The sequence below is a fragment of the Streptomyces sp. NPDC050315 genome (genome assembly GCF_040655775.1).
GTDB lineage: Bacteria > Actinomycetota > Actinomycetes > Streptomycetales > Streptomycetaceae > Streptomyces.
Map to the genome: position 1 here is coordinate 601,769 of NZ_JBFAKN010000002.1, position 23,050 is coordinate 624,818.

Consider the following 23,050-nt stretch of genomic DNA (forward strand, 5'->3'; position numbering starts at 1 on the left):
TCACTTGGCCGCCACCGCCCTGCCGTCGGCGCCGGTCGCCCCGCGGGTGTAGCGCGGGTGGATCAGCCCGACGCAGCTGTACGGCAGGCCGTCGGTCTCCTCCACCGGCACCCCGCGCTGCTCCGCCAGCAGCCGGATGTGTTCGAGGTCCGCGCCCGCGCCCTTGCGCGCGAGGATCTTCCAGGGCACGCGGCGCAGCAGGACGCGAGTGGTCTCGCCGACGCCCGGCTTCACGAGGTTCACGTCGTGGATGCCGTACTCCTCGCTGATCCGCTCCACCGCTGCCCAGCCCTCCCAGGTGGGCGCGCGGTCGGCGGCGAGCAGCGCGGCGGCGTCGGCGCGCGCTTCCGCCGCGACCTCGTCGAAGCGGGCCGCGACGGTGTCGAGGAAGTGCCGCGAGACATCCGTGTCCGCCAGCTCGCGGTAGAACTTCGCGCCGTGGAAGTCGTCCGGGCCCACCAGGTCGGCGCGGAGCACCGTACGGGATATCAGGCCGGACACCGTGGAGTTCAGGCAGGCGGAGGGGATGAGGAAGTCGTCGCGGGTGCCGTAGGTGTCCACGCAGCCGCCGGGGTCGGCGAGCACCGCGATGCGCGGGTCGAAGGCCGCGCCGGGGAAGTCCCGGAGCGCCTGCGCCAGTTCGCGGGTGATCGCGCCCTTGCCGGTCCAGCCGTCGACGAAGACCACGTCGGCCGGGTCGTGGTGCGCTGCGAGCCAGCGCAGTGCGGTGGCGTCGATGCCGCGGCCGCGGACGATCGATACGGCGTAGTGCGGCAGGTCCAGGCCGTGTGCGTGCTGTGCCCAACGGCGCATCAGGATGCCGACGGGGGTGCCGGCGCGGGCGAGGGAGACCAGCACCGGGCGGGGTGACCGCTCGGCGAGGACCGTTTCGGTGACGGCGCCGACGGCCCGCGCGATGCGCGCCGCCGAGCTCTCCAGCGCGGCCCGGAAGAGCGCCTGGTACTCCTCGCTGGGCTGGTACTCCACCGGCAGCGATTCGGCGTAGTGCGCGCCGCCGCGCTGGATCGCCTCCTCGCGCTCCTCGGTGGGGGCTTCGAGGGTGACGTCGGAGAGGTCCTGCAGCAGCCAGCCGACGTCCTCGGGGGCGTAGGAGCCGAAGGCGGGGCCGCGCAGCGGTCCGGCGCCCGGTCTGTACGCGGGGACGACGCCGAGCAGAACCTGGTCCGTGTGCGCGGCGAGGGACGTCAACAGGCCGCCCGGCGCGTGCAGTTCGGGGGTGTCGCCGGCCGAGTCGACCAGCGCGACGACCGCGTCGAAGCGGCGGCCGGGGTCCGTGCCGGGCGCGACGTTGTACGCGTACCGCTCCCCCGGGCCGTCCGCCGGGCGGTCGTGCGCCGGGAAGGCGAGCTTCGTACGGATCGCGTAGCCGGGATCGTCCACGGCGAGCACCGGGGAGCGCGTCGTGGTGGAGAACCGGACCTCCGCGGGCAGCGCCTCGTCGAGCGCGCAGGCCAGCCGCAGCGGCGCGTACATCAGCTCTTCGGTGCCGAGGACGAGGACGCGGGCGTCCTTACGGAGCCCGCGCTCGCCCAGTGCGGACGCGATGCGGGCCGCCATGGCCGGCAACGCGGCCTCCAGCCGGGCGCGGTGCTCCGGGGTGAAGCCGTGCCGGCCGCCGTCCGGCAGCCCCGCGGGCCAGCCGAGGTCGACCCGCACGGTCTCCGCGCCCGGGGCGTGCCGGGGCGCGGGCACCGTCTCGTACGCCGTCTCATGCTGGGCCACCAGCTCCTGGCCCCGCTCCAGTACGCCGTCCGGGAGCCCGACCGTGCCCGCGGCGAGCGCGACGAGGTCCACCCGCGCGCCCAGCTCGGCCGCGAACTTCTCCAGCCGGGCCCGGTCCGCCGGTGACCGCATGTCGACCAGCGCGACGATCACATAGCGCTCGCGCGGGTAGCGCGCGTGCAGGGCGGCGATGGTGTTGAGGACCGTACGGCCGGTGGAGAACTCGTCGTCGACGAGGACCAGCGGCCCCGCACCGGCCAGCAGGTCCCGGTCCTCGGGCAGCAGCAGGTGCGAGGTGGCGTGGCTGTGCTCCTCCTCGAAGCCGCCCGCCTGCTCGACGCCGGCCACCGGGCGCCGGGTGGAGTGCACATACGGGGCGAGCCCCACGCCGTCTGCCACGCTGTGCCCGAGCCCGGTCGCGGTCTCGGCGTATCCGAGGACCACGGCCCGCGCGGCGGCCGCGTCGCCGAGCAGCTCCCGCACCCGCCGGCCGAGGCCGTGCCCCGCGTCGTACACCACCGCGGGGCGCTGCGGGACATGCTTGCCCAGCACGTTCGACACCAGCAGATGGGCCCGCTTGGGGTTGCGCCGCAGCGCGAGCCCCAGCAGGCCGGGCAGCTCGGCCGCGCCGTTCAGTTCGACTCCGAGCCGCTCCGCGACCCACTCTCCGGTCCACACCACGCCGTTGATCCCTTTCTCACGCATGCGGCACGCTCGCCGCCAGCAGTTCCACGAAGCTGACGCCCTCGCGCGCGACGCCGAAGACCTCGGCGCGCAGCAGCGTGCGCTCCGCCCAGGCGCGGTGCGGCTTCACCTCGTTCATCTTGTTCGTGTACGCGGAGCGCAGCACGCCGCCGCCGTCGCGCTCGGGGCGCAGGATGTCGGCCGCGTCGCTGAACTCCTCGTGGCTGACGACCGACAGGGCGTGCACCGGGGGGACGTGCGAGGGGTGGATGCAGGTCTTGCCCTGCAGGCCGTTCGCCCGGTCCAGCTCGATCTCGCGCAGCAGGCCGTCCATGGCGTGCTCGATGAGGGAGGTGCGCAGCTCCTCGGCGCGGCCCCGGAAGGGGCTCTGCCGCAGCTGCGGCTTGAACATCCGCTCGTGCAGCCGGAAGTACTCCCAGACCGGCCCCGTGACGGTGAAGCCGCTGCCGTCGGCGCGGCCCAGGACGTTGACCACATCGGCGATCACGGATGCGACGATCCGTACGTCGTACGCGGTCATGTCCGGCGCGCGGCGCAGCCCGTACGCGGAGCAGAAGTCCGTGACGCCGAGGCGCAGCGCGAGGACGCGGTCGCGGTAGGCGTCGACGGTGCGGGCGATGCCCTGCAGGGTCTCCGTGCGGCTCTCCAGGTGGAGCAGCTCGGGCGACTCCAGCACCGGCATCGCGAACAGCCGCCGCCCGCAGGCCGCTTCGGCAGTGGTGAGGGCCTCCAGGAACGGCACGCCGCGCAGCGCCGTGAACTTCGGCAGCACGAATCCGGAGAGCAGCCGGACGGCCGGGCCGAGCCGCCGGGTCAGGTCCGGTATCTGGTCGGGGGTGCGGACGCGGACGAAGAGAAGAGGAAGCGGACTTTCCGGGTCCTTGGCGGTCATTTCGGCCAGCTCGCTGAACTGCCGTACGAGATTCTCCTCGCCGGCCGCCACATCGCCGTCACCGATGGAGTCCTCCAGGCACAGCACCATCGACACGACGCCGCGCGCGGCCTGCTTGAGCACGTCGGCGGCCAGCTGTGGCCTGGTCGCGGGGCTGTAGAGGGTGGCGCCGAGCGCGACGGCGAGCAGCCGCTGCGGGGAGTCGGCACTGAACTCCGCGGGCTCCTGGTGGAACAGCGTCGCACGGAGGCCGGGCGGCAGGTGTCCGAAATGACGCATACAACTCCCCGAGTGCGGGCGGGATTCGGCCACCCCTGCGGTGATTTCCCCGGCTTCCGGTGTCTGGATCCGGTCGGTAATCGTACGTGTGGACCCCTAGGGAAAGTTCCCGCGCAGGTGAAATTCACGTGTCGCGCGCCCGGCCGGAGGGGGCCACGCACGCGGTCGGAGACCGGCCGTGCGCGCCCCCGCGTTGTCCGGCACCCCGCTCAGCAGGCAGGATGACGTCATGACGCACGCCATGCAGAAGGGGTCGAACGTACCCCTGGACGCCACTGCCGTACGCGCCGTCCTCCGCTGGACGCCGGGCACGGGAGTGCCCGACGTGGACGCCTCCGCACTGCTGCTGGGCGCCGACGGACGGGTGCGCTCGGACGCGGACTTCGTGTTCTACAACCAGCCGCGGCACCCCAGCGGAGCGGTGCGTCATCTCCCCAAGAAGCGGCTGTCCGACGCGCTGACCGACACCGTCGAGGCGGATCTCGCGGCGCTGGACCCGTCGGTGGACCGGGTCGTGGTGGCCGCTTCGGCGGACGACGGCCCCTTCGGGCAGGTGCCGGATCTACGAGTGGTGCTGTACGACGCGACCGGGAGCGACGGGGAACCACTGGCGGTGTTCGAGGTGGAGCCGGAGACCGGCGACGAGACCGCACTGATCTGCGGAGAGCTGTACCGGCGGGCGGACGCCTGGAAGTTCCGCGCGCTGGGCCAGGGGTACGACAGCGGCCTGGTGGGGCTGGCGACGGAGTTCGGGATCTCGGTGGACGACGGCGAGGACGCGGCGGACGACGCCGCGCAGCCGTTGGGCGCCGCACAGGGGGCCGACGGGGCGACGGTGGCGCACGGCGCCGTGCCGGGCCCCGACGCGGCGACCCAGGCGGTGCCCGGGCCGCCGCCGGCCGGCTCCGAGGACGTCACGCGTGCCGTGCCGGACCCGGTGCCGTTCCCCGAACCGGCCGCCGGGGTCACCGAGCCCGTCGCCGCGGCGTTCGCGCCGCCGACGCAGCCCACCGGCGCTCCGGCGCCCGGCCCGGGCGGCTACGGCTACCCGGAGAACGTGCCCCCGCTGCCGCCCATGCCGCCCGGCCCGCCCGCGTACGGATATCCGGGACCGCCGCCCGAGCAGTCCCCCGGGCCCGCCTACGGCTACCCGGGCCCGCAGCCGGGCCCCGGCCAACCGCAGCCCGCGTACGGCTATCCGCAGCCGCAGACCGCGGCCACCGGCTACGGCTACCCGCCGCCCGCGCCCGACGGAGCGCCCACCGGGCCGGTGCCGCCGGACAACGGGCCGCTGGTACTGCCGCCGCAGGGGCCCCAGTTCCAGCGCCGCTGAGCATCCAGGAGGGCCGGGCTCTTGCAGCCACGCCCGGCCCTCACACCTGGCTCTTGTAGCCGCGCCCCCACTGCAGGCCCCAGCCGTACAGCCGGTCCAGCTCGGCCTGGAAGCCGTAGACGTACTTCACCTCGCGGCGCACGGTCAGCTCGCCCTTGACGTTCTCCAGCATGAAGACCGCGCACGAACGGGCCTGTGGCGCCCGCTCGTCGAGCCCGATCTCCACGCGCGGCCCGCTGCTCGGGTAGAGCGTGATGATGGCGTGCGTGCGGTCGAAGGCGGGCGTGCCGTCGTAGATGTAGACGAAGATCAGCAGGCGCTTGAACTCGTCCTGGTGGTCGAGGTTGATGTAGAGCGTCTCGCCCGACCCCGAGCCGAACCGGTCGTCGCCGCTGAGCTGGACGTACGGCGGGCTGTTGATCTCACCGAGGAAGTTCCCCAGCGGCTGCACGACGCCCTTCGTGCCGTCCTTGAGCTCGTACATGCACGCCAGGTCGAGGTCGATCTTCACGACCGCCGGCCCCTGCGCCTGCACCACTTCGGGCTTGAAGATCCGGCCCGGGTGCCGCCACAGGCTCTGCCGCTTGTTCGCGTACTCCGCGAAGTCCGTGGTGCGCATCTGCCAGGAGAGGTTGACCCGGAGGTTACCGCTGGCCGCGCCCTGTTTGGTCAGCGAGACCACGGGATCGCGTTTGGTCAGTTTGACGACGTACGACGCCCCGCCGTTGTCGAACTGCGGCGCTCCGCCGCGACGCCAGTTCCCCAAGAACGACACTTCGCCCCACCCCATAGATCAGCACTCAGATACAGCCGCGGGGCGGCCGGAGGCATTCTGCCTCGTGGCCGCCCCGCAGAGAGCGTTCCTCAATCAGCCCGGGGTCACACCCCCGAGCTGACCTCGGGTTTCGAGGAAGATCCCGCGCTCGGCCTTCCTTCGGCCTTGTTCTTGCGCAACGAGGACCAGAAGGAGAGTGCGATGAGGAGGACGCCGATCCCGCCGGTGATGACCTCGTTGATCTCGTACTTGATGGTGACGAGGAGGAGCACCGCCAGCGCGCCGATGGCGTAGTGCGCGCCGTGCTCCAGGTAGACGTACTCGTCCAGGGTGCCCCTGTTGACGAGGAAGACGGTCAGCGACCGGATGTACATCGCGCCGATGCCCAGACCCAGCGCCATCTCGAAGATGTCGTTGGTGATGGCGAAGGCGCCGATGACGCCGTCGAAGGAGAAGGACGCGTCGATGACCTCAAGGTAGAGGAACATGAAGAACGCGGCCTTGCCGGCCAGGCCGACGGCCGAACCGTTTCCGTTCTTCTTGGCGGGCGCGCTCTCCTCGCCCTCCGCCGCCTCGTCTTCGGCGTCCTCCAGCTTGTCCTCGAAGTAGCCGGAGATGCCGCCGACGAGGAGGTACGTGAGCAGGCCCGCGACACCGGAGAGCAGCACCGTGGCGCTCTTGTCACCGGCGCCGTGCGCCGCGTTGGTGGCCACGGTCATGGCGGTGACCAGCAGCACGACCAGCGCGATGATGATCGAGAGGGTCTCCAGCTTGCCGAGCTTGGCCAGCGGCTTCTCCAGCCAGGTCAGCCACTTGTGCTCCCGCTCCTCGAAGATGAAGTCGAGGAAGATCATGAGCAGGAACATGCCGCCGAAGGACGCGATGGCCGGGTGAGCGGCCGTGACGAGATGCTCGTACTGCGCCTTGTCGTTGATGGCGAGGTTGACGGCCTCGATCGGGCCCAGCTTGGCCGTGACGGCCACGATGACGACCGGGAAGACCAGCCGCATGCCGAACACGGCGATCAGGATGCCGATGGTCAGGAAGATCTTCTGCCAGAAGGCATTCATCTTCCGCAGGATGCCCGCATTGATGACGGCGTTGTCGAACGAGAGCGAGATCTCCAGGATCGAGAGGATCCCGACAATCGCGAGCCCCCGCCACCCCCAGAGGACGCCGGCCAAGGCCAAGCCCGCCACCGTGACGGCGAATGACCAGCCAAAGGTTTTCAGGAGCACTTCCTACCCAATCCCTTGTTGTTGGGGTCCCCCGCGCACGGGCGGACGGCGCTTTACGAAACGTTGACCCCGAAGTCTAGAGCGATGCCGCGCAGGCCCGACGCGTACCCCTGCCCGACTGCCCTGAACTTCCACTCCCCGCCGTATCGGTAAACCTCACCGAAGATCATTGCGGTCTCCGTGGAGGCGTCCTCGCTGAGGTCGTAGCGCGCCAGCTCGGTGCCGTCGGCCTGGTTCACCACCCGGATGAAGGCGTTGCTGACCTGCCCGAAGCTCTGGCCGCGCGCATCGGCGTCGTGGATGGAGACCGGGAAGACGATCTTTTCCACTTGGGCCGGGACCTTGGAGAGATCCACGAGCAGCGACTCGTCGTCGCCCTCGCCCTCACCGGTGAGGTTGTCCCCGGTGTGCTCGACGGAGCCCTCCGGGCTCTTGAGGTTGTTGTAGAAGATGAAGTACTCGTCCCCGAGCACCCGGCCGCTCGTGCACAGCAGGGCGCTGGCGTCCAGGTCGAACGGCGCGCCGGTCGTGGACCGCGCGTCCCAGCCGAGGCCGACCATGATCTGCGTGAGATTGGGAGCGGCCTTCGAGAGGGAGACGTTGCCCCCCTTGGCGAGTGTGACGCTCATGTTCTTCGCTTCCTCCCCGGTGTCGGTGCTCTGCTCTCAAGCGCGCCCGGCGCCGCACTCCCCAGGGGGCGTACGGCGCCGGGCAGGTGCGTCCTCGGTCAGACGTTCACGCCGAAGTCCTGCGCGATGCCGCGCAGGCCGGAGGCGTAACCCTGGCCGATGGCCCGGAACTTCCACTCCGCGCCGTTGCGGTACAGCTCGCCGAAGACCATGGCGGTCTCCGTCGAGGCGTCCTCGCTCAGGTCGTAGCGCGCCAGCTCCGTGCCGTCGGCCTGGTTCACCACGCGGATGAAGGCGTTGCGCACCTGGCCGAAGCTCTGCTGCCGGGTCTCGGCGTCGTAGATCGACACCGGGAACACGATCTTGGCGACGTCGGCCGGCACACCGGCCAGATTCACCTTGATCTGCTCGTCGTCGCCCTCGCCCTCACCGGTGATGTTGTCCCCGGTGTGCTCGACCGACCCGTCCGGGCTCTTCAGGTTGTTGAAGAACACGAAGTTCCCGTCATTCCCGACCTTGCCCTGGTCGTTGGCCAGCAGCGCGCTGGCGTCGAGGTCGAAGTCGGTACCGGTGGTGGTACGCGCGTCCCAGCCCAGACCGACGATGACCGCGGTCAGATTGGGGGCTTCCTTCGTCAGCGAGACGTTGCCGCCCTTGCTGAGGCTGACTCCCACGAGTCCTCCCATAGTTCGAGGGGTACGCATTCGCCCCCGTCGTGCATGGCATCAGAACAACGAATTGATCCTAGTGACCGGTTCCCGCCGATGACGTGTTGTCGACTCGGAGGGGTGTCGAATCAGCAGCTGCCGGTGCGGAGCGGGCCGCCTCAGAGGGCGCCGAGCGCCTTGGCGTACTCGTTCAGGTCACGCGCGTCGGGCAGGCCGTTGACGACCGTCCAGCGGACCACGCCCTCCTTGTCGATGATGAAGGTGCCGCGCACGGCGCAGCCCTTCTCCTCGTCGAAGACGCCGTAGGCGCGGGACACCTCGCCGTGCGGCCAGAAGTCCGACAGCAGCGGGTACTCCAGGCCCTCCTGCTCGGCGAAGACGCGCAGCGAGAACGGGGAGTCATTCGAAACGGCGAGCAGCTGCACGTCGTCGTTGACGAACGTGGGCAGCTCGTCGCGCAGGGCGCACAGCTCGCCGGTGCACACGCCGGTGAAGGCAAAGGGGTAGAAGAGCAGCACGACGTTCTTCTCGCCGCGGAAGTCGGAGAGCTTGACGGTCTCCCCGTGCTGGTTCTTCAGCTCGAACTCCGGAGCCTTCGCGCCGACCTCGATCGCCATGGGTCTGTTTCCCTTCGCAGATGCTGGACAGATACCCGCCAACCCTACGGGCGGCCCGCCGGCCGGTACGCATCGAGCCCCCGCGGGCCAGTGGCCCGCGGGGGCTCGAAGGGTTTGTCCGGACCGCCTCTCAGGGCGGGCCGCGTCGGGGACGGAGGCTCAGCGCTTGCCGGCCTTCGCGGCCTTCGGCGTGGCCAGGCGGCTGCCCGACCAGTCCTTGCCCGCATTGACGCTCTTGCTCGCGGTCAGGCCCGCGGTGGAAGCGGCGTCGCTGATCTCACTCGGCTCGACATAGCCGTCGCGGCCGGTCTTCGGAGTCAGCAGCAGGATCGGGGCGCCTTCCTCGATGTACGCGATCGCGTCCACCAGTGCATCGGTCAGGTCCCCGTCGTCCTCGCGGAACCAGAGCACCACGGCGTCGGCCACGTCGTCGTAGTCCTCGTCGACGAGCTCGCCATCGTCACCGATGGCCTTCTCGATGTGCTCGCGGAGCTCCATGTCGACGTCATCGTCGTAGCCGATCTCCTGGACCACCTGCCCGGGCCGGAAACCCAGCCTCTCGGCCAGGCTTGTCCGCTCCTCCGCGTGGTCCGCGGTCGCGCTCACGGATTGCCTCCTGTCATGTCTTGTGGATATGCCTTACACCTCGCGCGTGCGCGGGGCATTGGGCGTAGTCCACACGGGCGGGGCGAATCGCGCAAGTACCCGGCCCTCCAGACCGCCAAAACGGTGACGGATACGGCCGTCTCGCCGCAACTACGACCCCTTCTACCCCGCGCCGCGGTGATTCACGCCACAGCGTCGGGCTGGTCTTGTGGGGTACACGCGCGCGACCGGCCCCGGCGAGGGGCACGGACAGCCCGCATGCGGGTGTTCGATAACCGTACGGCCGGCCGCCGGGGGCGCGCGACATGGGCGTATGGTTGCGATTTGGTCTCCCCGGGGGCGCGCCTACCGGCGGCCGTCCACCAGGGACGGTTACCAGCAGGTAGAGATGACGTATCCGCGTGCCTCGGTACACGATGGAAGACGGCGCGACACCAGCAGAGACAGAAATCTGACCTCGTACTCGGCATTGCATGGACCTCACATGCGTGCAAAGTACGACACGACCAGAACAGTGAAGGAACAGCGTGGCTTCCGGATCCGATCGCAACCCGATCATCATTGGCGGCCTTCCCAGCCAGGTCCCGGACTTCGATCCTGAAGAGACCCAGGAATGGCTCGACTCGCTCGACGCAGCCGTCGATGAGCGAGGCCGGGAACGTGCCCGCTACCTCATGCTCCGCCTCATCGAGCGGGCCCGCGAGAAGCGCGTGGCCGTGCCGGAGATGCGCAGCACGGACTACGTCAACACCATCGCCACCAAGGACGAGCCGTTCTTCCCCGGCAACGAGGAGATCGAGCGCAAGGTCCTGAACGCGACCCGGTGGAACGCGGCCGTCATGGTCTCCCGGGCCCAGCGCCCCGGTATCGGTGTCGGCGGCCACATCGCCACCTTCGCCTCCTCCGCCTCCCTGTACGACGTGGGCTTCAACCACTTCTTCCGGGGCAAGGACGACGGCAAGGGCGGCGACCAGATCTTCTTCCAGGGCCACGCCTCCCCCGGCGTGTACGCCCGCGCGTACCTCCTGGACCGGCTCTCCTCCGACCAGCTGGACGCCTTCCGCCAGGAGAAGTCCAAGGCCCCCAACGGCCTCTCCAGCTACCCGCACCCGCGGCTGATGCCGGACTTCTGGGAGTTCCCGACCGTCTCGATGGGCCTCGGCCCGCTCGGCGCGATCTACCAGGCCCGGATGAACCGCTACATGGAGGCGCGCGGCATCGCCGACACCTCCGACAGCCACGTGTGGGCGTTCCTCGGCGACGGCGAGATGGACGAGCCGGAGTCGCTCGGCCAGCTGTCCATCGCCGCGCGCGAGGGCCTGGACAACCTCACCTTCGTCGTCAACTGCAACCTGCAGCGCCTGGACGGCCCGGTCCGCGGCAACGGCAAGATCATGCAGGAGCTGGAGTCGCAGTTCCGCGGCGCCGGCTGGAACGTGATCAAGCTGGTCTGGGACCGCTCCTGGGACCCGCTGCTCGCGCAGGACCGGGACGGCGTGCTGGTCAACAAGCTGAACACCACGCCGGACGGCCAGTTCCAGACGTACGCCACCGAGACCGGTGCGTACATCCGCGAGCACTTCTTCGGCAGCGACCACCGGCTGCGCAAGATGGTCGAGAACATGACCGACGACCAGATCCTGCACCTGGGCCGCGGCGGTCACGACCACAAGAAGATCTTCGCGGCCTACGCGGCGGCCAAGGCGCACAAGGGCCAGCCGACCGTGATCCTCGCGCAGACCGTCAAGGGCTGGACGCTCGGCCCGAACTTCGAGGGCCGCAACGCGACCCACCAGATGAAGAAGCTGACGGTCGACGACCTGAAGATGTTCCGCGACCGGCTGCGCCTGCCGATCCCGGACAAGGACCTGGAGGACGGCGTCCCGCCGTACTACCACCCCGGCCGGGACTCCGAAGAGATCCAGTACATGCACGACCGCCGCAAGGAGAACGGCGGGTACGTCCCGACCCGTGTCGTGCGCGCGAAGCCGCTGCAGCTGCCGGGCGACAAGGCCTACGCGACCGCCAAGAAGGGCTCGGGGCAGCAGAAGATCGCCACGACCATGGCGTTCGTCCGCGTCCTGAAGGACCTGATGCGGGACAAGGAGATCGGCAAGCGCTTCGTGCCGATCGCGCCGGACGAGTACCGCACCTTCGGCATGGACGCGTTCTTCCCGACCTCCAAGATCTACAACCCGCTGGGCCAGATCTACGAGTCGGTCGACCGCGAGCTGCTGCTGGCGTACAAGGAGTCGCCGACCGGCCAGATGCTGCACGACGGCATCACCGAGGCCGGCTGCACGGCGTCGCTGATCGCGGCGGGCTCGGCCTACGCCACGCACGGCGAGCCGCTGATCCCGGTGTACGTCTTCTACTCGATGTTCGGTTTCCAGCGGACCGGCGACCAGTTCTGGCAGATGGCCGACCAGCTGGCGCGCGGTTTCGTCCTGGGTGCGACCGCGGGCCGTACGACCCTGACCGGTGAGGGTCTGCAGCACGCCGACGGCCACTCCCAGCTGCTGGCCTCGACCAACCCGGCGTGTGTCGCCTACGACCCGGCCTTCGGGTACGAGATCGCGCACATCGTCAAGGACGGTCTGCGCCGCATGTACGGCGAGAACAGCGAGGACATCTTCTACTACCTCACGGTCTACAACGAGCCGATCGTGCACCCGGCCGAGCCGGAGGACGTGGACGTCGAGGGCATCCTCGCCGGTATCCACAAGGTCGCGAACGGCTCCGCTGGCTCCATCCCGGCGCAGATCATGGCGTCCGGCGTGGCCGTGCCGTGGGCGCTCGAGGCCCAGCAGATCCTCGCCGAGGAGTGGAACGTCAAGGCGGACGTCTGGTCGGCGACCTCCTGGAACGAGCTGCGCCGCGAAGCCGTCGAGGCGGAGGAGCACAACCTCCTGCATCCCGAGGAGGAGCAGCGCGTTCCGTACGTGACGCGGAAGCTCTCCGGCGCCGAGGGTCCGTTCGTGGCCGTCTCCGACTGGATGCGTTCGGTTCCCGACCAGATCGCCCGCTGGGTCCCGGGGACGTACCAGTCCCTCGGCGCGGACGGCTTCGGCTTCGCCGACACCCGTGGCGCGGCGCGCCGCTTCTTCCACATCGACGCGCAGTCGATCGTCCTGGGCGTGCTCACCGAGCTCGCCAAGGAGGGCAAGATCGACCGCTCGGCCCTGAAGCAGGCCATCGACCGCTACCAGCTGCTGGACGTCACGGCAGCGGAGGCCGGCGAGGCCGGCGGCGACGCGTAACCGCTCCGCGGTGGTGATTCCGGGATGAAGGGCCCGGGCAGCATGGCTGCCCGGGCCCTTCGCCCTTCCGGGCGGCGCGTTTCACCGCTCCGCGATCCGGAACGCCCGCACCGCGTACGGCGCGTCCGGCACGTACGTCCCGCCGCCCGGATACGTATCGAACTCGCCGGTCTCGGCGCACTCGGCACTCTGGAACGTGGTCACGGGCCGCCCCGTGCGGTTCGCGAAGGACCGCGCGGGGCGACCGTCCGGCAGCGGCACACAGCTCTCGATATCGGTATCGGAGAGCTCATGGGTGTTGCGCGGGCCTTCATAACCGGCCTTCGGCCAGAGACAGAGCTGCCCGGCGGCACACCCGCCAGAGGCCGCGTCCGCGGCAAAGGTCGTGCTGAGCAGTGCGGCGGTGCCGAGGGTGGCGGCAAGGATGTACGTACGCATGGGCGCCACGCTGACGCCCCCGGCGGTACGTGGATAAGACAATCGGCCCCCGTCCACCCCGACGGGGTAAACGAGAGCCGAAAGGTTGCCGCGGCCAAGGCACGACCTAGATGTGCCCGACCCCCGCGCCGGCCTCCGCATTCGCCCCACGCTTGGTGAGGACCGCAACCGCCGCCGCCACGATGGCGACACCACAGGCAACCGTGAACGCGAGCCCCATCCCAGAGATGAAGGTCTCGTGGGCGACCGCCGTGATCTTCTCCGCGAAGGGAGCCGGCGTGCCCTTCGGCACCGGCGCCATACCGACGGCAACCGCATCCGCGGCCTTGTCCAGCTGCGCCGCCGGAATGGGCGGCAAGTGCGCACCATTCCAGTTCCCGGGCAGCTCATTGCTCACCCGAGAGGCCATCACCGCACCCAGTACGGCCGTACCAAGGCTCCCGCCGACCTGCATCGCGGCCTGCTGCAGCCCACCGGCGACGCCGGACAGCTCCATCGGCGCGTTGCCGACGATGACCTCCGTCGCGCCGACCATGACCGGCGCCAGGCCGAGGCCCAGGAGGGCGAACCAGAGGGACATCGCGCCGGTACCGGTGCCGGTGTCCAGCGTGGACATCCCGTACATCGCGACGGCGGTGAGGACCATGCCGCCGACCAACGGCACCCGCGGCCCGAACTTGGTGATCATCGCGCCCGCGAGCGGCGAGCCGACGATCATCATGCCGGTGAGCGGGAGCAGGTGCAGACCGCTGTCCACCGGGCTCATCCCGTGCACGTTCTGCAAGTAGAAGGTGACGAAGAACAGGCCGCCCATGAAGGCGAAGGCCATCAGCACCATCAGGACCGTGCCCGCGGTGAGCGGTACGGAGCGGAACATGCGCAGCGGGATGAGCGGCTCGCGGACCTTGCTCTCCAGCACCGCGAAGAGCGCGAAGAGCACGATCGAGCCGATCAGGAAGCCCCAGGTCTTCCCGTCGCCCCAGCCCCACTCGCCGGCCTTGATGAGCGCCCAGATGAGGCAGAACATCGCGCCGGACAGCAGCACGATGCCGGGGATGTCGAACGAGCGCGGCGCGTTCTTCGCGCGGTGGTCCTTGAGGATCACCAGGCCCAGTGCGAGGGCGAGGACGCCGACGGGCACGTTGATGAAGAAGACGGACTGCCAGTTGACGTGCTCGACGAGCAGGCCGCCGACGATCGGGCCGCCCGCGGTGGACGCGCCGATGACCATGCCCCAGATGCCGATGGCCATGTTGAGCTTCTCGGCCGGGAAGGTCGCGCGCAGCAGGCCGAGCGCGGCCGGCATCAGCAGCGCGCCGAAGAGGCCCTGCAGAACGCGGAAGACGATGACCAGCGACACCTCGCTGGAGAGGCCGATCGCCCCGGAGGCGAGGGCGAAGCCGACCACGCCGATGAGGAAGGTCTGCCGGTGGCCGAAGCGGTCACCGAGCTTGCCGGCCGTGATCAGCGCGACGGCGAGCGCGAGGAGGTATCCGTTGGTGATCCATTGGACGTCGGCGAGCGTGGCACCGAGGTCCTGCTGGATGGCGGGGTTGGCGATGGCGACGATGGTGCCGTCGAGGGCCACCATCATCACGCCGATCGCGACGGAGAAAAGGGTCAGCCAGGGATGGCCACGCAGCCCCCTGCGCGGCTCCGGGGTCGGTATGTCCGGTATCGCCTCGGCTACCGGGGTCTGTGAGCTCATACGGCGACAATAATGTCAGCCACTGACAGTTGACAAAGAGATTCGTTCGTCAGTAACTGTCAGTTAGCTCACAGGTATCGTGAGCAGCAGTGATCCACCAAGGAGGGCGGCGCATGAGGGCCGAGATGACGCCGCGTGAGGGGCTGCGGTGCGGACTGCGCGAGCGGAAGAAGCGGCGTACGCACGACGCGCTGATCCGCGCGGCGCTGGAACTGTGCACTCAGCAGGGGTACGACCGCACCACGATCGACGAGATCGCCGAGGCGGTCGACGTCTCCCAGCGGACGTTCTTCCGGTACTTCACCACCAAGGAAGACGTGGTCTTCGCCGTCCAGGAGATAGTGGAGGCGCGCTTCCTGGAGGCGCTGCGGGCCCGCCCGGCCGCCGAGGCCCCGCTGGAGGCGCTGCGTAACGCCGTCCTGCTGGCCTGGGACGACCTCGGCCAGGTGATCGAGTCGATCATCCCGGTCGAGCTGCACATGCGGACGTACCAGATGATCGAGTCGACGCCCGCGTTGGTCGCCGCGCATCTGCGGCGCAGCTCCGAACTGGAGGAGCTGATCGCCACGGTGATCGCCCGGCGCGAGGGCCTGGACGTGGAGACCGATCCGCGGCCGCGGATCGTGGTGGCGGCGTTCAGCGGCGTGATGCGGCTGGCCGGGCGGTTGTGGGGCGAGGCCGGGGAGTGCAGCGTGGAGTCCATCCGCGCGACCACCGAGCAGCATCTGGACGGCATCGTTCCGGCGATCGCCGGTGAGTGGCGGAAAACCGCCCCTTAGCGCGAGCACCTGAGCATGCCACCGCACGCGTGAGCAGGACAAATGGGCGTGAAGTGTCCGGTCTGACCCTAATGACCCACACTGAAACGTGAGTTGTCTCACCCAATCCACGGCCGCTGCATACCGTCTCCTAGGCTGTCCCGCGGTGACTTCTTTCTCCGAGCTCGGCGCTCCTCCCGGTTTTCTGCAGTCCTCCGCCTGGCGTGCGGCACTCGCCCTGGCGGTGGTGTTCGTAATGCTCGCAGTGACCGGCTGGACGGGCATCAGAGGTACGAAGGGCGACACCAACCCCCTGGCCAGCTCCCGGGCCGCCTGGGCGGGCGGCACCTTCCACGGCCACCGGCTGCCCGACCCGGCCGCGGGACCGCACCGCATCGCCAAGTTCTTCGCCAAGCTGCGCAAGGCCGACCGGCTGCGGCTGGCCGACCGCTATCCGCTCGCCGTCGGCAACATGGCCGGCGCCCCCGCCACGCTGCGCTACCAGGCCAACCGCAAGGCCATGGACCAGGCACGCGACGTGGCCGCGCGGCGCTCGCACGACGCGCGGCTGACGCCGGAGGGGCGCCAGGAGGCCGGCCGGCTGATGCACCGCCTGGACTCGATGATGCGGCCCGGGCGGCAGATCCTCTCCTTCGACCCGGCCGCCGGCGGCCGCGCCGCCGAGGTCTTCGGTGATCTCACGCACGCCCGCCGGGTGTCGGTCGTGGTGCCCGGCGTGGACACCAATCTCGTGAACTTCGAGCGCACCAAGCAGGCCGTCCGGGCCCCGGTGGGCATGGCGTCCTCGCTGTACGACGCGGAGCGCGCGGTGCGTCCCGACGCCCGTACGGCCGTGATCGCCTGGGCCGACTACACCGCGCCCGCCGGCGTCGGCGTGGACGCGGCGGCCGGTCAGATGGCGCAGGCGGGCGCGCAGCGCCTGGAGTCGATGATCGGCGCGCTGCCGACGAGCGCCGATGTCTCGCTGTTCTGCCACAGCTACGGCTCCGTGGTGTGCGGCGTGGCCGCCCGCGAGCTGCCCTCCCGGGTCGGCGACATCGTGGTGGCGGGCAGCCCCGGCATGCGCGCCCAGAACGCCGCCGCGCTGCACACCACCGCCCGGGTGTGGGCGATGCGGGACTCCGGCGACTGGATCCAGGACATCCCGAACCTGGAGTTCGGCGGGCTGGGGCACGGTGCCGACCCGGTGGACCCGGCGTTCGGCTCCCGGGTGCTGTCCGCGGCGGGCGCGGACGGGCACGCGGGGTACTTCGCCCGCGGGACGCAGAGCCTGACCAACTTCGCGCTCGTCGGGGTCGGCGCGGTCGCGGGCGTCAGCTGCGCCACCGACGACGGGGACTGCGCGGCCGACCTGGCGTGAGGGCCGGCCCGGCGCCGTACGGGGCCGGCGGCCGCCCGTAGCCGCCAACGGGGCCGGGGAACGGCGTGACGCGCGTAGCACAGTGCTGTACGGAAGGGGGACGGGCGGGCTGCCCGCCGCTTACGATGAACCGCATGGGTGATGTGCTGGCCGGTTTTCATGCCGTCTGGGAGTTCGACACGGACTCCGTGCTCATCCGCTTCGAACGGGGGATCCGCAAGCCCAAGCTCTTCCAGGCGCTCGGCGAGCGCCGCATCCCCTACGAAGCGCTGAGCTCGGTGCGGCTCTCGCGGGGCAGGCGCGGGACGGTGGTCCTGCATGCCCGGCCCCGGCCGGGCGCCGATCCGCTGATGGACGCCGCCGACGGACAGCTCAAGGACGACGCCGACCCGTACCGCCTGGTGCTCCCCGCCGACCGGGCCGACAGTGCCGAGTACTACCACGAGCAGCTGACCGGCTTCCTCGGCCCGGACGCGGCGAGCCCCGCGGAGCAGCACCTCGTGGCGGCCCCGGAGCCGCCGCTGACTTTCAAGGCGTACGACGGCAAGGCGTCCTTCGACGGCAGCTCGGTGGCGTTCCGCTGGTTCTGGACCGGCGCCTCGTCCGCGAAGTGGAAGTCCGGCGACCAGAGCTTCGCGATCGACGGGCTGTCCGGCGTGGTGTGGCGCTCCCCGGAGAACGGCAGCTCCGCGACCACCCCGTCCGGCACGTGGCACAACGGCTATCTGCGGCTGCTGGCGCACGGCGCCGAGGAGGAGAGCCGGGACGGCGCCGAACAGGACCCGGCCTCGGTGATCTTCGGCCTCGGCTACGGCCCGGTCCACGAGTCGCTGCCGTTCGCCGCGGCCGTCCTGCAGGCCGTACGGTCCGCGGGCCCGGCCCCCGCGCCCGCGCCGCAGTGCCGTCCCCTGGAGCCGCACCGCGGCCCCGCCGACATCGCCGACCGCATACGCCAGCTCGGCGAGCTGCACGATGCAGGACTGCTGACGGACGCCGAGTTCAGCGCGAAGAAGGCCGAACTGCTGGCGGAGCTGTAGGGGTTCGTACGGTGCGGCGCCGGGTCCCGTACCGCAGCGGGCCGATCCCTCGTACGGCGAACGCGCGAGTCCTGCTGCCGCGGAGTGCCGGGCTCGCGTACGGCCGCGCCTCATACCCCGGTATGACCCCGGACCGACGACTCCGGTATGACGCCCCGGCGGACCCGGTCCGCATACGCTGATCCGGCGATGTCCACGTCCTCCTCCCCTTCCCCCGAGCCCCTCTTCGGCGCCGGCCGGCCGCGCCGGCTGCGATGGCTGCCGCACGTCGTCGCCTTCGGGTTCACCGTCTCGCTGCTGCCCAGCACCATCGTGGTGCTGAGCAACGACTACGGCATGAACGGCGGGCTGGCCGGTGCGCTCGGCGTCGCCCAGACCGCCCCGCTGCTGCTGGCGGTGGCCCGCCCGCTGCAGGCGTGGTGGGTGATCTTCACGGCCGACCTGGCCGCCGCGCTGGTCCTGGCGGTCGTCCCCGCCGCCCAGGGCACCAGCTGGCCCTGGCCGCCGCCCACCATCGTGGGGTACCTCGCCCTGGCGCTCGCCCTCGGACTGCGCGAGCGTCGCCGCGTGCTGCTCGCCGTGTGGCTCGCCACCGGCGGGGCCGGCATCCTCTTCAGCCTCCTCCGGCCCGCCCGCGCCGACACCAGCTGGCTGCTGCTCTTCGTACTCACCGGCGTGGTGCTGCTGCTGGCGGGCGCGCTGCGGGAGCGGGGCGACGCACGGCGGCAGTTGGCGGCGCAGGAAACGATCAGCGAGGCGGAACGCGCCCGGCGCACGCTGCTGGAGGAGCGCACCCGTATCGCGCGCGAGCTGCACGACGTGGTCGCGCACCACATGTCGGTGATCACGGTGCAGGCGGACAGCGCGCCGTACCGCCTCCAGGGGCTCCCGCCGGAAGCCGCCGAGGAGTTCGGGACGATCGCCGCGACGGCGCGCGAGTCGCTGGGCGAGATGCGCCGGCTGCTGGGCGTGCTGCGCAGCGAGGAGAGCGAGCAGCACGGCGGCCCCGAGAAGGCGCCGCAGCCGGGCCTGGATCAGCTGGAGCGGCTGGTGGAGGGAACCGTACGCGCCGGTGTGCCGGTGGAATTGTCGCTCTCCCGGGCGCTCGGCGAACTCCCGCCCGCCGTCGGCCTGTCGGGGTACCGGATCGTGCAGGAGGCGCTGTCGAACGTCGTACGGCACGCGCCCGGCGCGCGCACCCGGGTCTCGGTCGCGCCGGACCGCACCGGCCTGACGGTCCTGGTCGTCAACGGCCCGCCGCCGCGCGCCGCCGAGCCGCTGGAGACGACCGGGACCGGCCACGGGCTGATCGGGATGCGCGAGCGCGTACGCCTGTTGAACGGCACCCTGGACACCGGCCCGCTGCCGGACGGGGGTTACCGTGTCGCCGCCCGGCTCCCGCTCACGGAGCCCCCGACGGGGAAGGACCCGACACGCGCATGACCACCCGCGTGATCATCGTTGACGACCAGGCCATGGTGCGGGCGGGCTTCGCCGCGCTGCTCGCCGCGCAGAGCGACATCGACGTCGTCGGCGACGCGGCGGACGGGGCGCAGGGCGTCGAACTGAGCCGCCGCACCCACCCCGACGTGGTGCTGATGGACGTCCGGATGCCGGAGATGGACGGCCTGGAGGCGGCCCGGCAGCTGCTCTCCCCGCCCCCGGGCGTCACGCACCGCCCGAAGGTGCTGATGCTCACCACCTTCGACGTCGACGACTACGTATACGAAGCGCTGCGCGCCGGCGCGTCCGGCTTCCTGCTGAAGGACGCGCCACCGGCCGACCTGATCTCCGCGGTACGGGTCGTGGCGGCGGGCGAGGCGCTGCTCGCCCCCTCGGTGACCCGCCGCCTGATCGCCGACTTCGCGCGGCAGCGCCCCGCGTCCCGTAAGGACCGCGCCGCGCTGCGCCTGAACGGCCTCACCGCGCGCGAGACCGAGGTACTGGAGCTGATCGCACGCGGCCTGTCCAACCAGGAGATCGCGGCCGAACTGGTGCTGGCCGAGCAGACGGTGAAGACCCACATCGGACGGGTGCTGGCCAAACTGGCCCTGCGCGACCGCGCCCAGGCCGTGATCTTCGCGTACGAGTCGGGCTTGGTGACACCGGGCGCGCCTTAAGGGGGGGCTGCGCCCTTAAGGGGCGCGGGGAACTGCGCGCCCAGCCACAACGGCGCCGCACCCGGCCACCGACCACGTCCCCCACCCCCTACCCCGGTATCACCGACCAGTTGCCCCCGTGGTGTGACGCCGCACCACCCACCCCCTTCCTAGGTTTCCCTCCGCCAGATCACCTGGAGAGGGAGACCATCGATGCCGCCGCGCACACCGCTGCGTACCGCCGAGCCACGTACCACCGACGCCGCCGACACCACCGACGCCGCCGTCGAGTCGCGCAACGGCGCGCGGACCGGTCTCGCTCCGGCCCGGACCCGGCGTCGCCGCCGCCGCGGCCTGGCCGCCCTCGCCGCCGTCATCGCCCTGGCCACCGCCACCGGCGGCTGGGCAGCCGGTGCCGAGCAGCCCGCCGTCACCGGCCCCGCCCCCGGCGCCGCCGCCTGGCGCGCCGACCACACGCTCGGCCGGCCGCTGCCCGACCCCGCGACCGCCTCGCCCGCCGCGGTGGCCCGCTTCTTCGCCGGTCTGCCCGAGGCAGACCGGCAACGGCTCGCCGACCGGCACCCGATGACCGTGGGCACCTTGGACGGCGCGCCCATACAGCTGCGCTACCGCGCGAACGCCCGCGCCCTGCGGGCCGAACGCGCCCGCCAGTACGCCCGCGCGGACGACCCCTCCCGTACTGCGGAGGAGCGCAGCCGGGCCCGCGCGCGGGCCGCCCGCTGCACCGAACTCCTCGCGCCCGGACGGCAGATCCTCTTCTTCGACCCGCGCGGCCGCGGCCAGGTCGCCGAGGTGTACGGAGACCTCGGCGCGGCCCGGCGCACGGCGGTGGTCGTGCCCGGCTCGGACATCGACCTCGGGTCGTTCGACCGTGAGCGGGACCGGTACGGCACGCCGACCGCCATGGCAGCCTCGCTACGCGCCCGGATGTCCGCCGAGGAGCCGGCGACGCCCACCGCGGTGATCGCCTGGGCCGGTTACACCACGCCGGTCGGGCTCGGCCCGGACGCCGCGACGGGGCGGCTCGCGGAGGCCGGCGCGCCGCGGCTGGCCCGGCTGCTGACGGGACTCGCCGCGACCGGCGCCCCGGCGCCCGCCCTGCTCTGCCACAGCTACGGCTCCGTCGTCTGCGGCCTGGCGTCGCCGCGCGCCGGACGGAGCGCGGTCGGCGACGTGGTCCTCTTCGGCTCGCCGGGGGCTCGTACGGAGCGCGCGGCCGACCTGCACGCCGGCGGGCGGGTGTGGGCGGCCCGGGACGCCTCGGACTGGATCGGCAACATCCCGAACGTCGAGGTGCTGGGCCTGGGCCACGGCACCGACCCGACCGACCCCGCGTTCGGCGCGCGCCGCGTCGCCGCCGACCGCGCCGAGGGCCACACCGGCTACCTCGTGCCCGGCACCGACTCCCTGGACGGCTTCGCCGACATCGTGCTCGGCCGCCCCTCCCGCGTGCGCTGACCGCGCCCTCACCCAAGGACACCGCCATGACCCTCGCGCTACCGAACCCCGGTGCCGAACCGGCCACCGGTGCCGCCGACGGCGGACTCCGGACCGGACGGACCGACCTGACCGACCGGACCGAACGAACCGAGCAACAGGGCCCGCTCCGCAGGGCCGTGGCCGCCATCGAGGCCCGCACCCCCGCGCATCGCGACCGCGGGATCGACGGGCTGCGGGCGCTCGCGCTGCTCGCCGTGCCGACCGGGCACTGGCTGGCCGGCGGCTTCACGCGGGACGCCGACGGCGCGCTGCACAACGCCAGCGCGCTGTCCGCGCTCGGCTACCTCGCGCCGGTGAGCTGGGTGCTCCAACTGCTGGGGATCTTCTTCCTGGTAGGTGGATACTCGTCCGTCCTCTCCTACCGGCGCGCGAGCGGGCGCGGGGAGTCCACCGCGCGCTGGCTGGGCGGCCGACTGACCCGCCTGGGCCGCCCGGCGCTCGCCGTGACGGCCATATGGGCGCTGCTGATCGGGGTGCTGTCCGCCGCCGGGGTGCCCGAGGCGACGCTGCGGACGGGGGCGACGCTGGTCGTGCAGCCGTTGTGGTTCGTGGGCGTGTACGCCGGGGTCACGGCGCTCACGCCGTACTGCGTACGCGCCGCGCGTCGGCTCGGGCCGTGGGCCGCCGCTCCGCTGTTCGCGGCCGTCGCGGTGGTCGACTTCCTGCGGTACGGCCCGTACGCCACCGCCGTACCGTCCTGGCTCGCCCTGCTCAACCTGCTCCCCGGCTGGCTCTTCGCGTACCAACTCGGCGTCTGCTGGGGCGAGGGAGACGCCCCGACGCGGTACGGGCAGCGGGCGGGGCTCGGCCGACGCGCCGCATGGACGCTGCTGACCGGCGGCGCGGCCGTATTCGCCGCCCTCCTCCTGCTCTTCCACTACCCCGCAAGCATGGTCGGTGTCCCCGGCACCGCCCGGACGAACTCCCACCCGCCGTCGCTGCTGGTCCCGGCGCTGGCTGCGGCGCAGTGCGGAGCCGCCGTCCTGCTGCGCGACCGGATCGCCGCACTGCTGCGCCGGCCGGCGCTGTGGGCGCCGGTCGTGGTCGTCAACCTCTGCGCGATGACCATCTTCTGCTGGCACCAGACCGCGATGCTGGCAGTGGCCGTCCCGTCCTCGTACTTCGGCCCAGTCCCCGGCCTGACCACAGCCCCCGACTCAACGACCTGGCTCCTGACCCGCCTGACCTGGCTGCCGGTCTTCGCTCTGCTGCTGGTGGGCATCGGGCTGCTCACCCGGCGCTTCGAAGCGCCGTGGGGCGCGGGGCGCGCGCTTCGCGGCGGCGCCGCGGTCCTCTCCACCGGCTTCACCCTCTTCGCCCTGGGTATGGGATGAGTGGGGCCCTCCCCCACCGCACAAGTAGG

The 23,050-nt window shown here is 71.4% G+C and carries 19 protein-coding genes; 9 read left to right on the forward strand and 10 right to left on the reverse strand.

The genetic code is table 11. The annotated features are described in order from the left end of the window. Both AB0I82_RS09695 and AB0I82_RS09700 read right to left on the reverse strand, forming a co-directional pair. Positions 1–2,448, reverse strand: a complete 2,448-nt coding sequence (locus AB0I82_RS09695) for a phosphoribosyltransferase (protein WP_363256591.1) — start codon at positions 2,446–2,448, stop codon at positions 1–3. After that, on the reverse strand, positions 2,441–3,619 hold the full coding sequence (locus tag AB0I82_RS09700) for an HpcH/HpaI aldolase/citrate lyase family protein (RefSeq protein WP_363256592.1): 1,179 nt from the start codon (positions 3,617–3,619) through the stop codon (positions 2,441–2,443). The genes AB0I82_RS09695 and AB0I82_RS09700 overlap by 8 nt, the downstream gene beginning before the upstream one ends. 229 nt (positions 3,620–3,848) lie before the next feature. Between AB0I82_RS09700 and AB0I82_RS09705 the strand changes: the two genes are divergently transcribed. After that, positions 3,849–4,952 (forward strand): TerD family protein, encoded by a 1,104-nt coding sequence (locus tag AB0I82_RS09705; RefSeq protein ID WP_363256593.1) that lies wholly within the window; start codon positions 3,849–3,851, stop codon positions 4,950–4,952. 40 nt (positions 4,953–4,992) lie between these two features. Here the strand turns inward: AB0I82_RS09705 and AB0I82_RS09710 are convergent, their stop codons facing one another. The 6 genes from AB0I82_RS09710 to AB0I82_RS09735 form a co-directional block, all read right to left on the reverse strand. Next, on the reverse strand, positions 4,993–5,727 hold the full coding sequence (locus tag AB0I82_RS09710) for a Tellurium resistance (RefSeq protein WP_363256594.1): 735 nt from the start codon (positions 5,725–5,727) through the stop codon (positions 4,993–4,995). A gap of 104 nt (positions 5,728–5,831) precedes the next feature. After that, a complete protein-coding gene (locus AB0I82_RS09715) occupies positions 5,832–6,965 on the reverse strand; it encodes a DUF475 domain-containing protein (RefSeq protein ID WP_363256595.1) in 1,134 nt (377 codons plus the stop codon). A gap of 53 nt (positions 6,966–7,018) precedes the next feature. Further along, a complete protein-coding gene (locus tag AB0I82_RS09720) occupies positions 7,019–7,594 on the reverse strand; it encodes a TerD family protein (protein WP_363256596.1) in 576 nt (191 codons plus the stop codon). A gap of 98 nt (positions 7,595–7,692) precedes the next feature. Then, positions 7,693–8,268, reverse strand: coding sequence for a TerD family protein (locus tag AB0I82_RS09725; RefSeq protein ID WP_363256597.1), 576 nt, complete (start codon positions 8,266–8,268; stop codon positions 7,693–7,695). 152 nt (positions 8,269–8,420) lie between these two features. After that, positions 8,421–8,879 (reverse strand): peroxiredoxin, encoded by a 459-nt coding sequence (locus AB0I82_RS09730; protein ID WP_030249107.1) that lies wholly within the window; start codon positions 8,877–8,879, stop codon positions 8,421–8,423. A gap of 159 nt (positions 8,880–9,038) precedes the next feature. Next, the gene (locus AB0I82_RS09735; protein ID WP_363256599.1) at positions 9,039–9,485 is read right to left on the reverse strand and encodes a DUF3052 domain-containing protein; all 447 of its coding nucleotides are present in this window, start codon (positions 9,483–9,485) and stop codon (positions 9,039–9,041) included. 527 nt (positions 9,486–10,012) lie between these two features. Between AB0I82_RS09735 and aceE the strand changes: the two genes are divergently transcribed. Continuing rightward, positions 10,013–12,745, forward strand: a complete 2,733-nt coding sequence (gene aceE / locus AB0I82_RS09740; RefSeq protein ID WP_363256600.1) for a pyruvate dehydrogenase (acetyl-transferring), homodimeric type — start codon at positions 10,013–10,015, stop codon at positions 12,743–12,745. Positions 12,746–12,826: 81 nt separating this feature from the next. On the opposite strand, the gene AB0I82_RS09745 is transcribed toward aceE, so the two are convergent. Then, positions 12,827–13,183 (reverse strand): peptidase inhibitor family I36 protein, encoded by a 357-nt coding sequence (locus AB0I82_RS09745; RefSeq protein ID WP_363256601.1) that lies wholly within the window; start codon positions 13,181–13,183, stop codon positions 12,827–12,829. Between the two features lie 106 nt (positions 13,184–13,289). Continuing rightward, on the reverse strand, positions 13,290–14,891 hold the full coding sequence (locus tag AB0I82_RS09750; RefSeq protein ID WP_363256602.1) for an MFS transporter: 1,602 nt from the start codon (positions 14,889–14,891) through the stop codon (positions 13,290–13,292). Between the two features lie 113 nt (positions 14,892–15,004). Between AB0I82_RS09750 and AB0I82_RS09755 the strand changes: the two genes are divergently transcribed. The 7 genes from AB0I82_RS09755 to AB0I82_RS09785 all read left to right on the forward strand — a co-directional run bounded on the left by AB0I82_RS09755 (position 15,005) and on the right by AB0I82_RS09785 (position 23,021). Continuing rightward, a complete protein-coding gene (locus AB0I82_RS09755; RefSeq protein ID WP_363256603.1) occupies positions 15,005–15,670 on the forward strand; it encodes a TetR family transcriptional regulator in 666 nt (221 codons plus the stop codon). 145 nt (positions 15,671–15,815) lie between these two features. Continuing rightward, positions 15,816–17,030: an alpha/beta hydrolase gene (locus AB0I82_RS09760; RefSeq protein ID WP_363256604.1), complete on the forward strand. Its 1,215-nt coding sequence runs from the start codon at positions 15,816–15,818 to the stop codon at positions 17,028–17,030. Between the two features lie 134 nt (positions 17,031–17,164). After that, entirely contained in the window at positions 17,165–18,067 is a 903-nt protein-coding gene (locus AB0I82_RS09765; protein WP_363256605.1) for a DUF4429 domain-containing protein, read from the forward strand. 189 nt (positions 18,068–18,256) lie between these two features. Beyond that, positions 18,257–19,510: a sensor histidine kinase gene (locus tag AB0I82_RS09770; protein WP_363256606.1), complete on the forward strand. Its 1,254-nt coding sequence runs from the start codon at positions 18,257–18,259 to the stop codon at positions 19,508–19,510. Continuing rightward, positions 19,507–20,187, forward strand: coding sequence for a response regulator transcription factor (locus AB0I82_RS09775; RefSeq protein WP_363256607.1), 681 nt, complete (start codon positions 19,507–19,509; stop codon positions 20,185–20,187). The genes AB0I82_RS09770 and AB0I82_RS09775 overlap by 4 nt, the downstream gene beginning before the upstream one ends. Before the next feature lie 192 nt (positions 20,188–20,379). Beyond that, positions 20,380–21,645, forward strand: a complete 1,266-nt coding sequence (locus tag AB0I82_RS09780) for an alpha/beta hydrolase (protein ID WP_363256608.1) — start codon at positions 20,380–20,382, stop codon at positions 21,643–21,645. A 26-nt stretch (positions 21,646–21,671) separates the two neighbouring features. Beyond that, on the forward strand, positions 21,672–23,021 hold the full coding sequence (locus AB0I82_RS09785; RefSeq protein ID WP_363256609.1) for an acyltransferase: 1,350 nt from the start codon (positions 21,672–21,674) through the stop codon (positions 23,019–23,021). Positions 23,022–23,050 lie beyond the last annotated feature (29 nt).

What these genes read in the sequence shown, in the direction of transcription:
- AB0I82_RS09705 (WP_363256593.1), top strand. Translation starts at nt 3,849, where the DNA reads ATGACGCACGCCATGCAGAAGGGGTCGAACGTACCCCTGGACGCCACT.
- AB0I82_RS09720 (WP_363256596.1), bottom strand. Translation starts at nt 7,594, where the DNA reads ATGAGCGTCACACTCGCCAAGGGGGGCAACGTCTCCCTCTCGAAGGCC.
- AB0I82_RS09750 (WP_363256602.1), bottom strand. Translation starts at nt 14,891, where the DNA reads ATGAGCTCACAGACCCCGGTAGCCGAGGCGATACCGGACATACCGACC.
- AB0I82_RS09745 (WP_363256601.1), bottom strand. Translation starts at nt 13,183, where the DNA reads ATGCGTACGTACATCCTTGCCGCCACCCTCGGCACCGCCGCACTGCTC.
- AB0I82_RS09755 (WP_363256603.1), top strand. Translation starts at nt 15,005, where the DNA reads ATGAGGGCCGAGATGACGCCGCGTGAGGGGCTGCGGTGCGGACTGCGC.
- AB0I82_RS09780 (WP_363256608.1), top strand. Translation starts at nt 20,380, where the DNA reads ATGCCGCCGCGCACACCGCTGCGTACCGCCGAGCCACGTACCACCGAC.
- AB0I82_RS09785 (WP_363256609.1), top strand. Translation starts at nt 21,672, where the DNA reads ATGACCCTCGCGCTACCGAACCCCGGTGCCGAACCGGCCACCGGTGCC.
- AB0I82_RS09765 (WP_363256605.1), top strand. Translation starts at nt 17,165, where the DNA reads ATGGGTGATGTGCTGGCCGGTTTTCATGCCGTCTGGGAGTTCGACACG.
- AB0I82_RS09730 (WP_030249107.1), bottom strand. Translation starts at nt 8,879, where the DNA reads ATGGCGATCGAGGTCGGCGCGAAGGCTCCGGAGTTCGAGCTGAAGAAC.
- AB0I82_RS09700 (WP_363256592.1), bottom strand. Translation starts at nt 3,619, where the DNA reads ATGCGTCATTTCGGACACCTGCCGCCCGGCCTCCGTGCGACGCTGTTC.
- AB0I82_RS09775 (WP_363256607.1), top strand. Translation starts at nt 19,507, where the DNA reads ATGACCACCCGCGTGATCATCGTTGACGACCAGGCCATGGTGCGGGCG.
- AB0I82_RS09695 (WP_363256591.1), bottom strand. Translation starts at nt 2,448, where the DNA reads ATGCGTGAGAAAGGGATCAACGGCGTGGTGTGGACCGGAGAGTGGGTC.
- AB0I82_RS09770 (WP_363256606.1), top strand. Translation starts at nt 18,257, where the DNA reads ATGTCCACGTCCTCCTCCCCTTCCCCCGAGCCCCTCTTCGGCGCCGGC.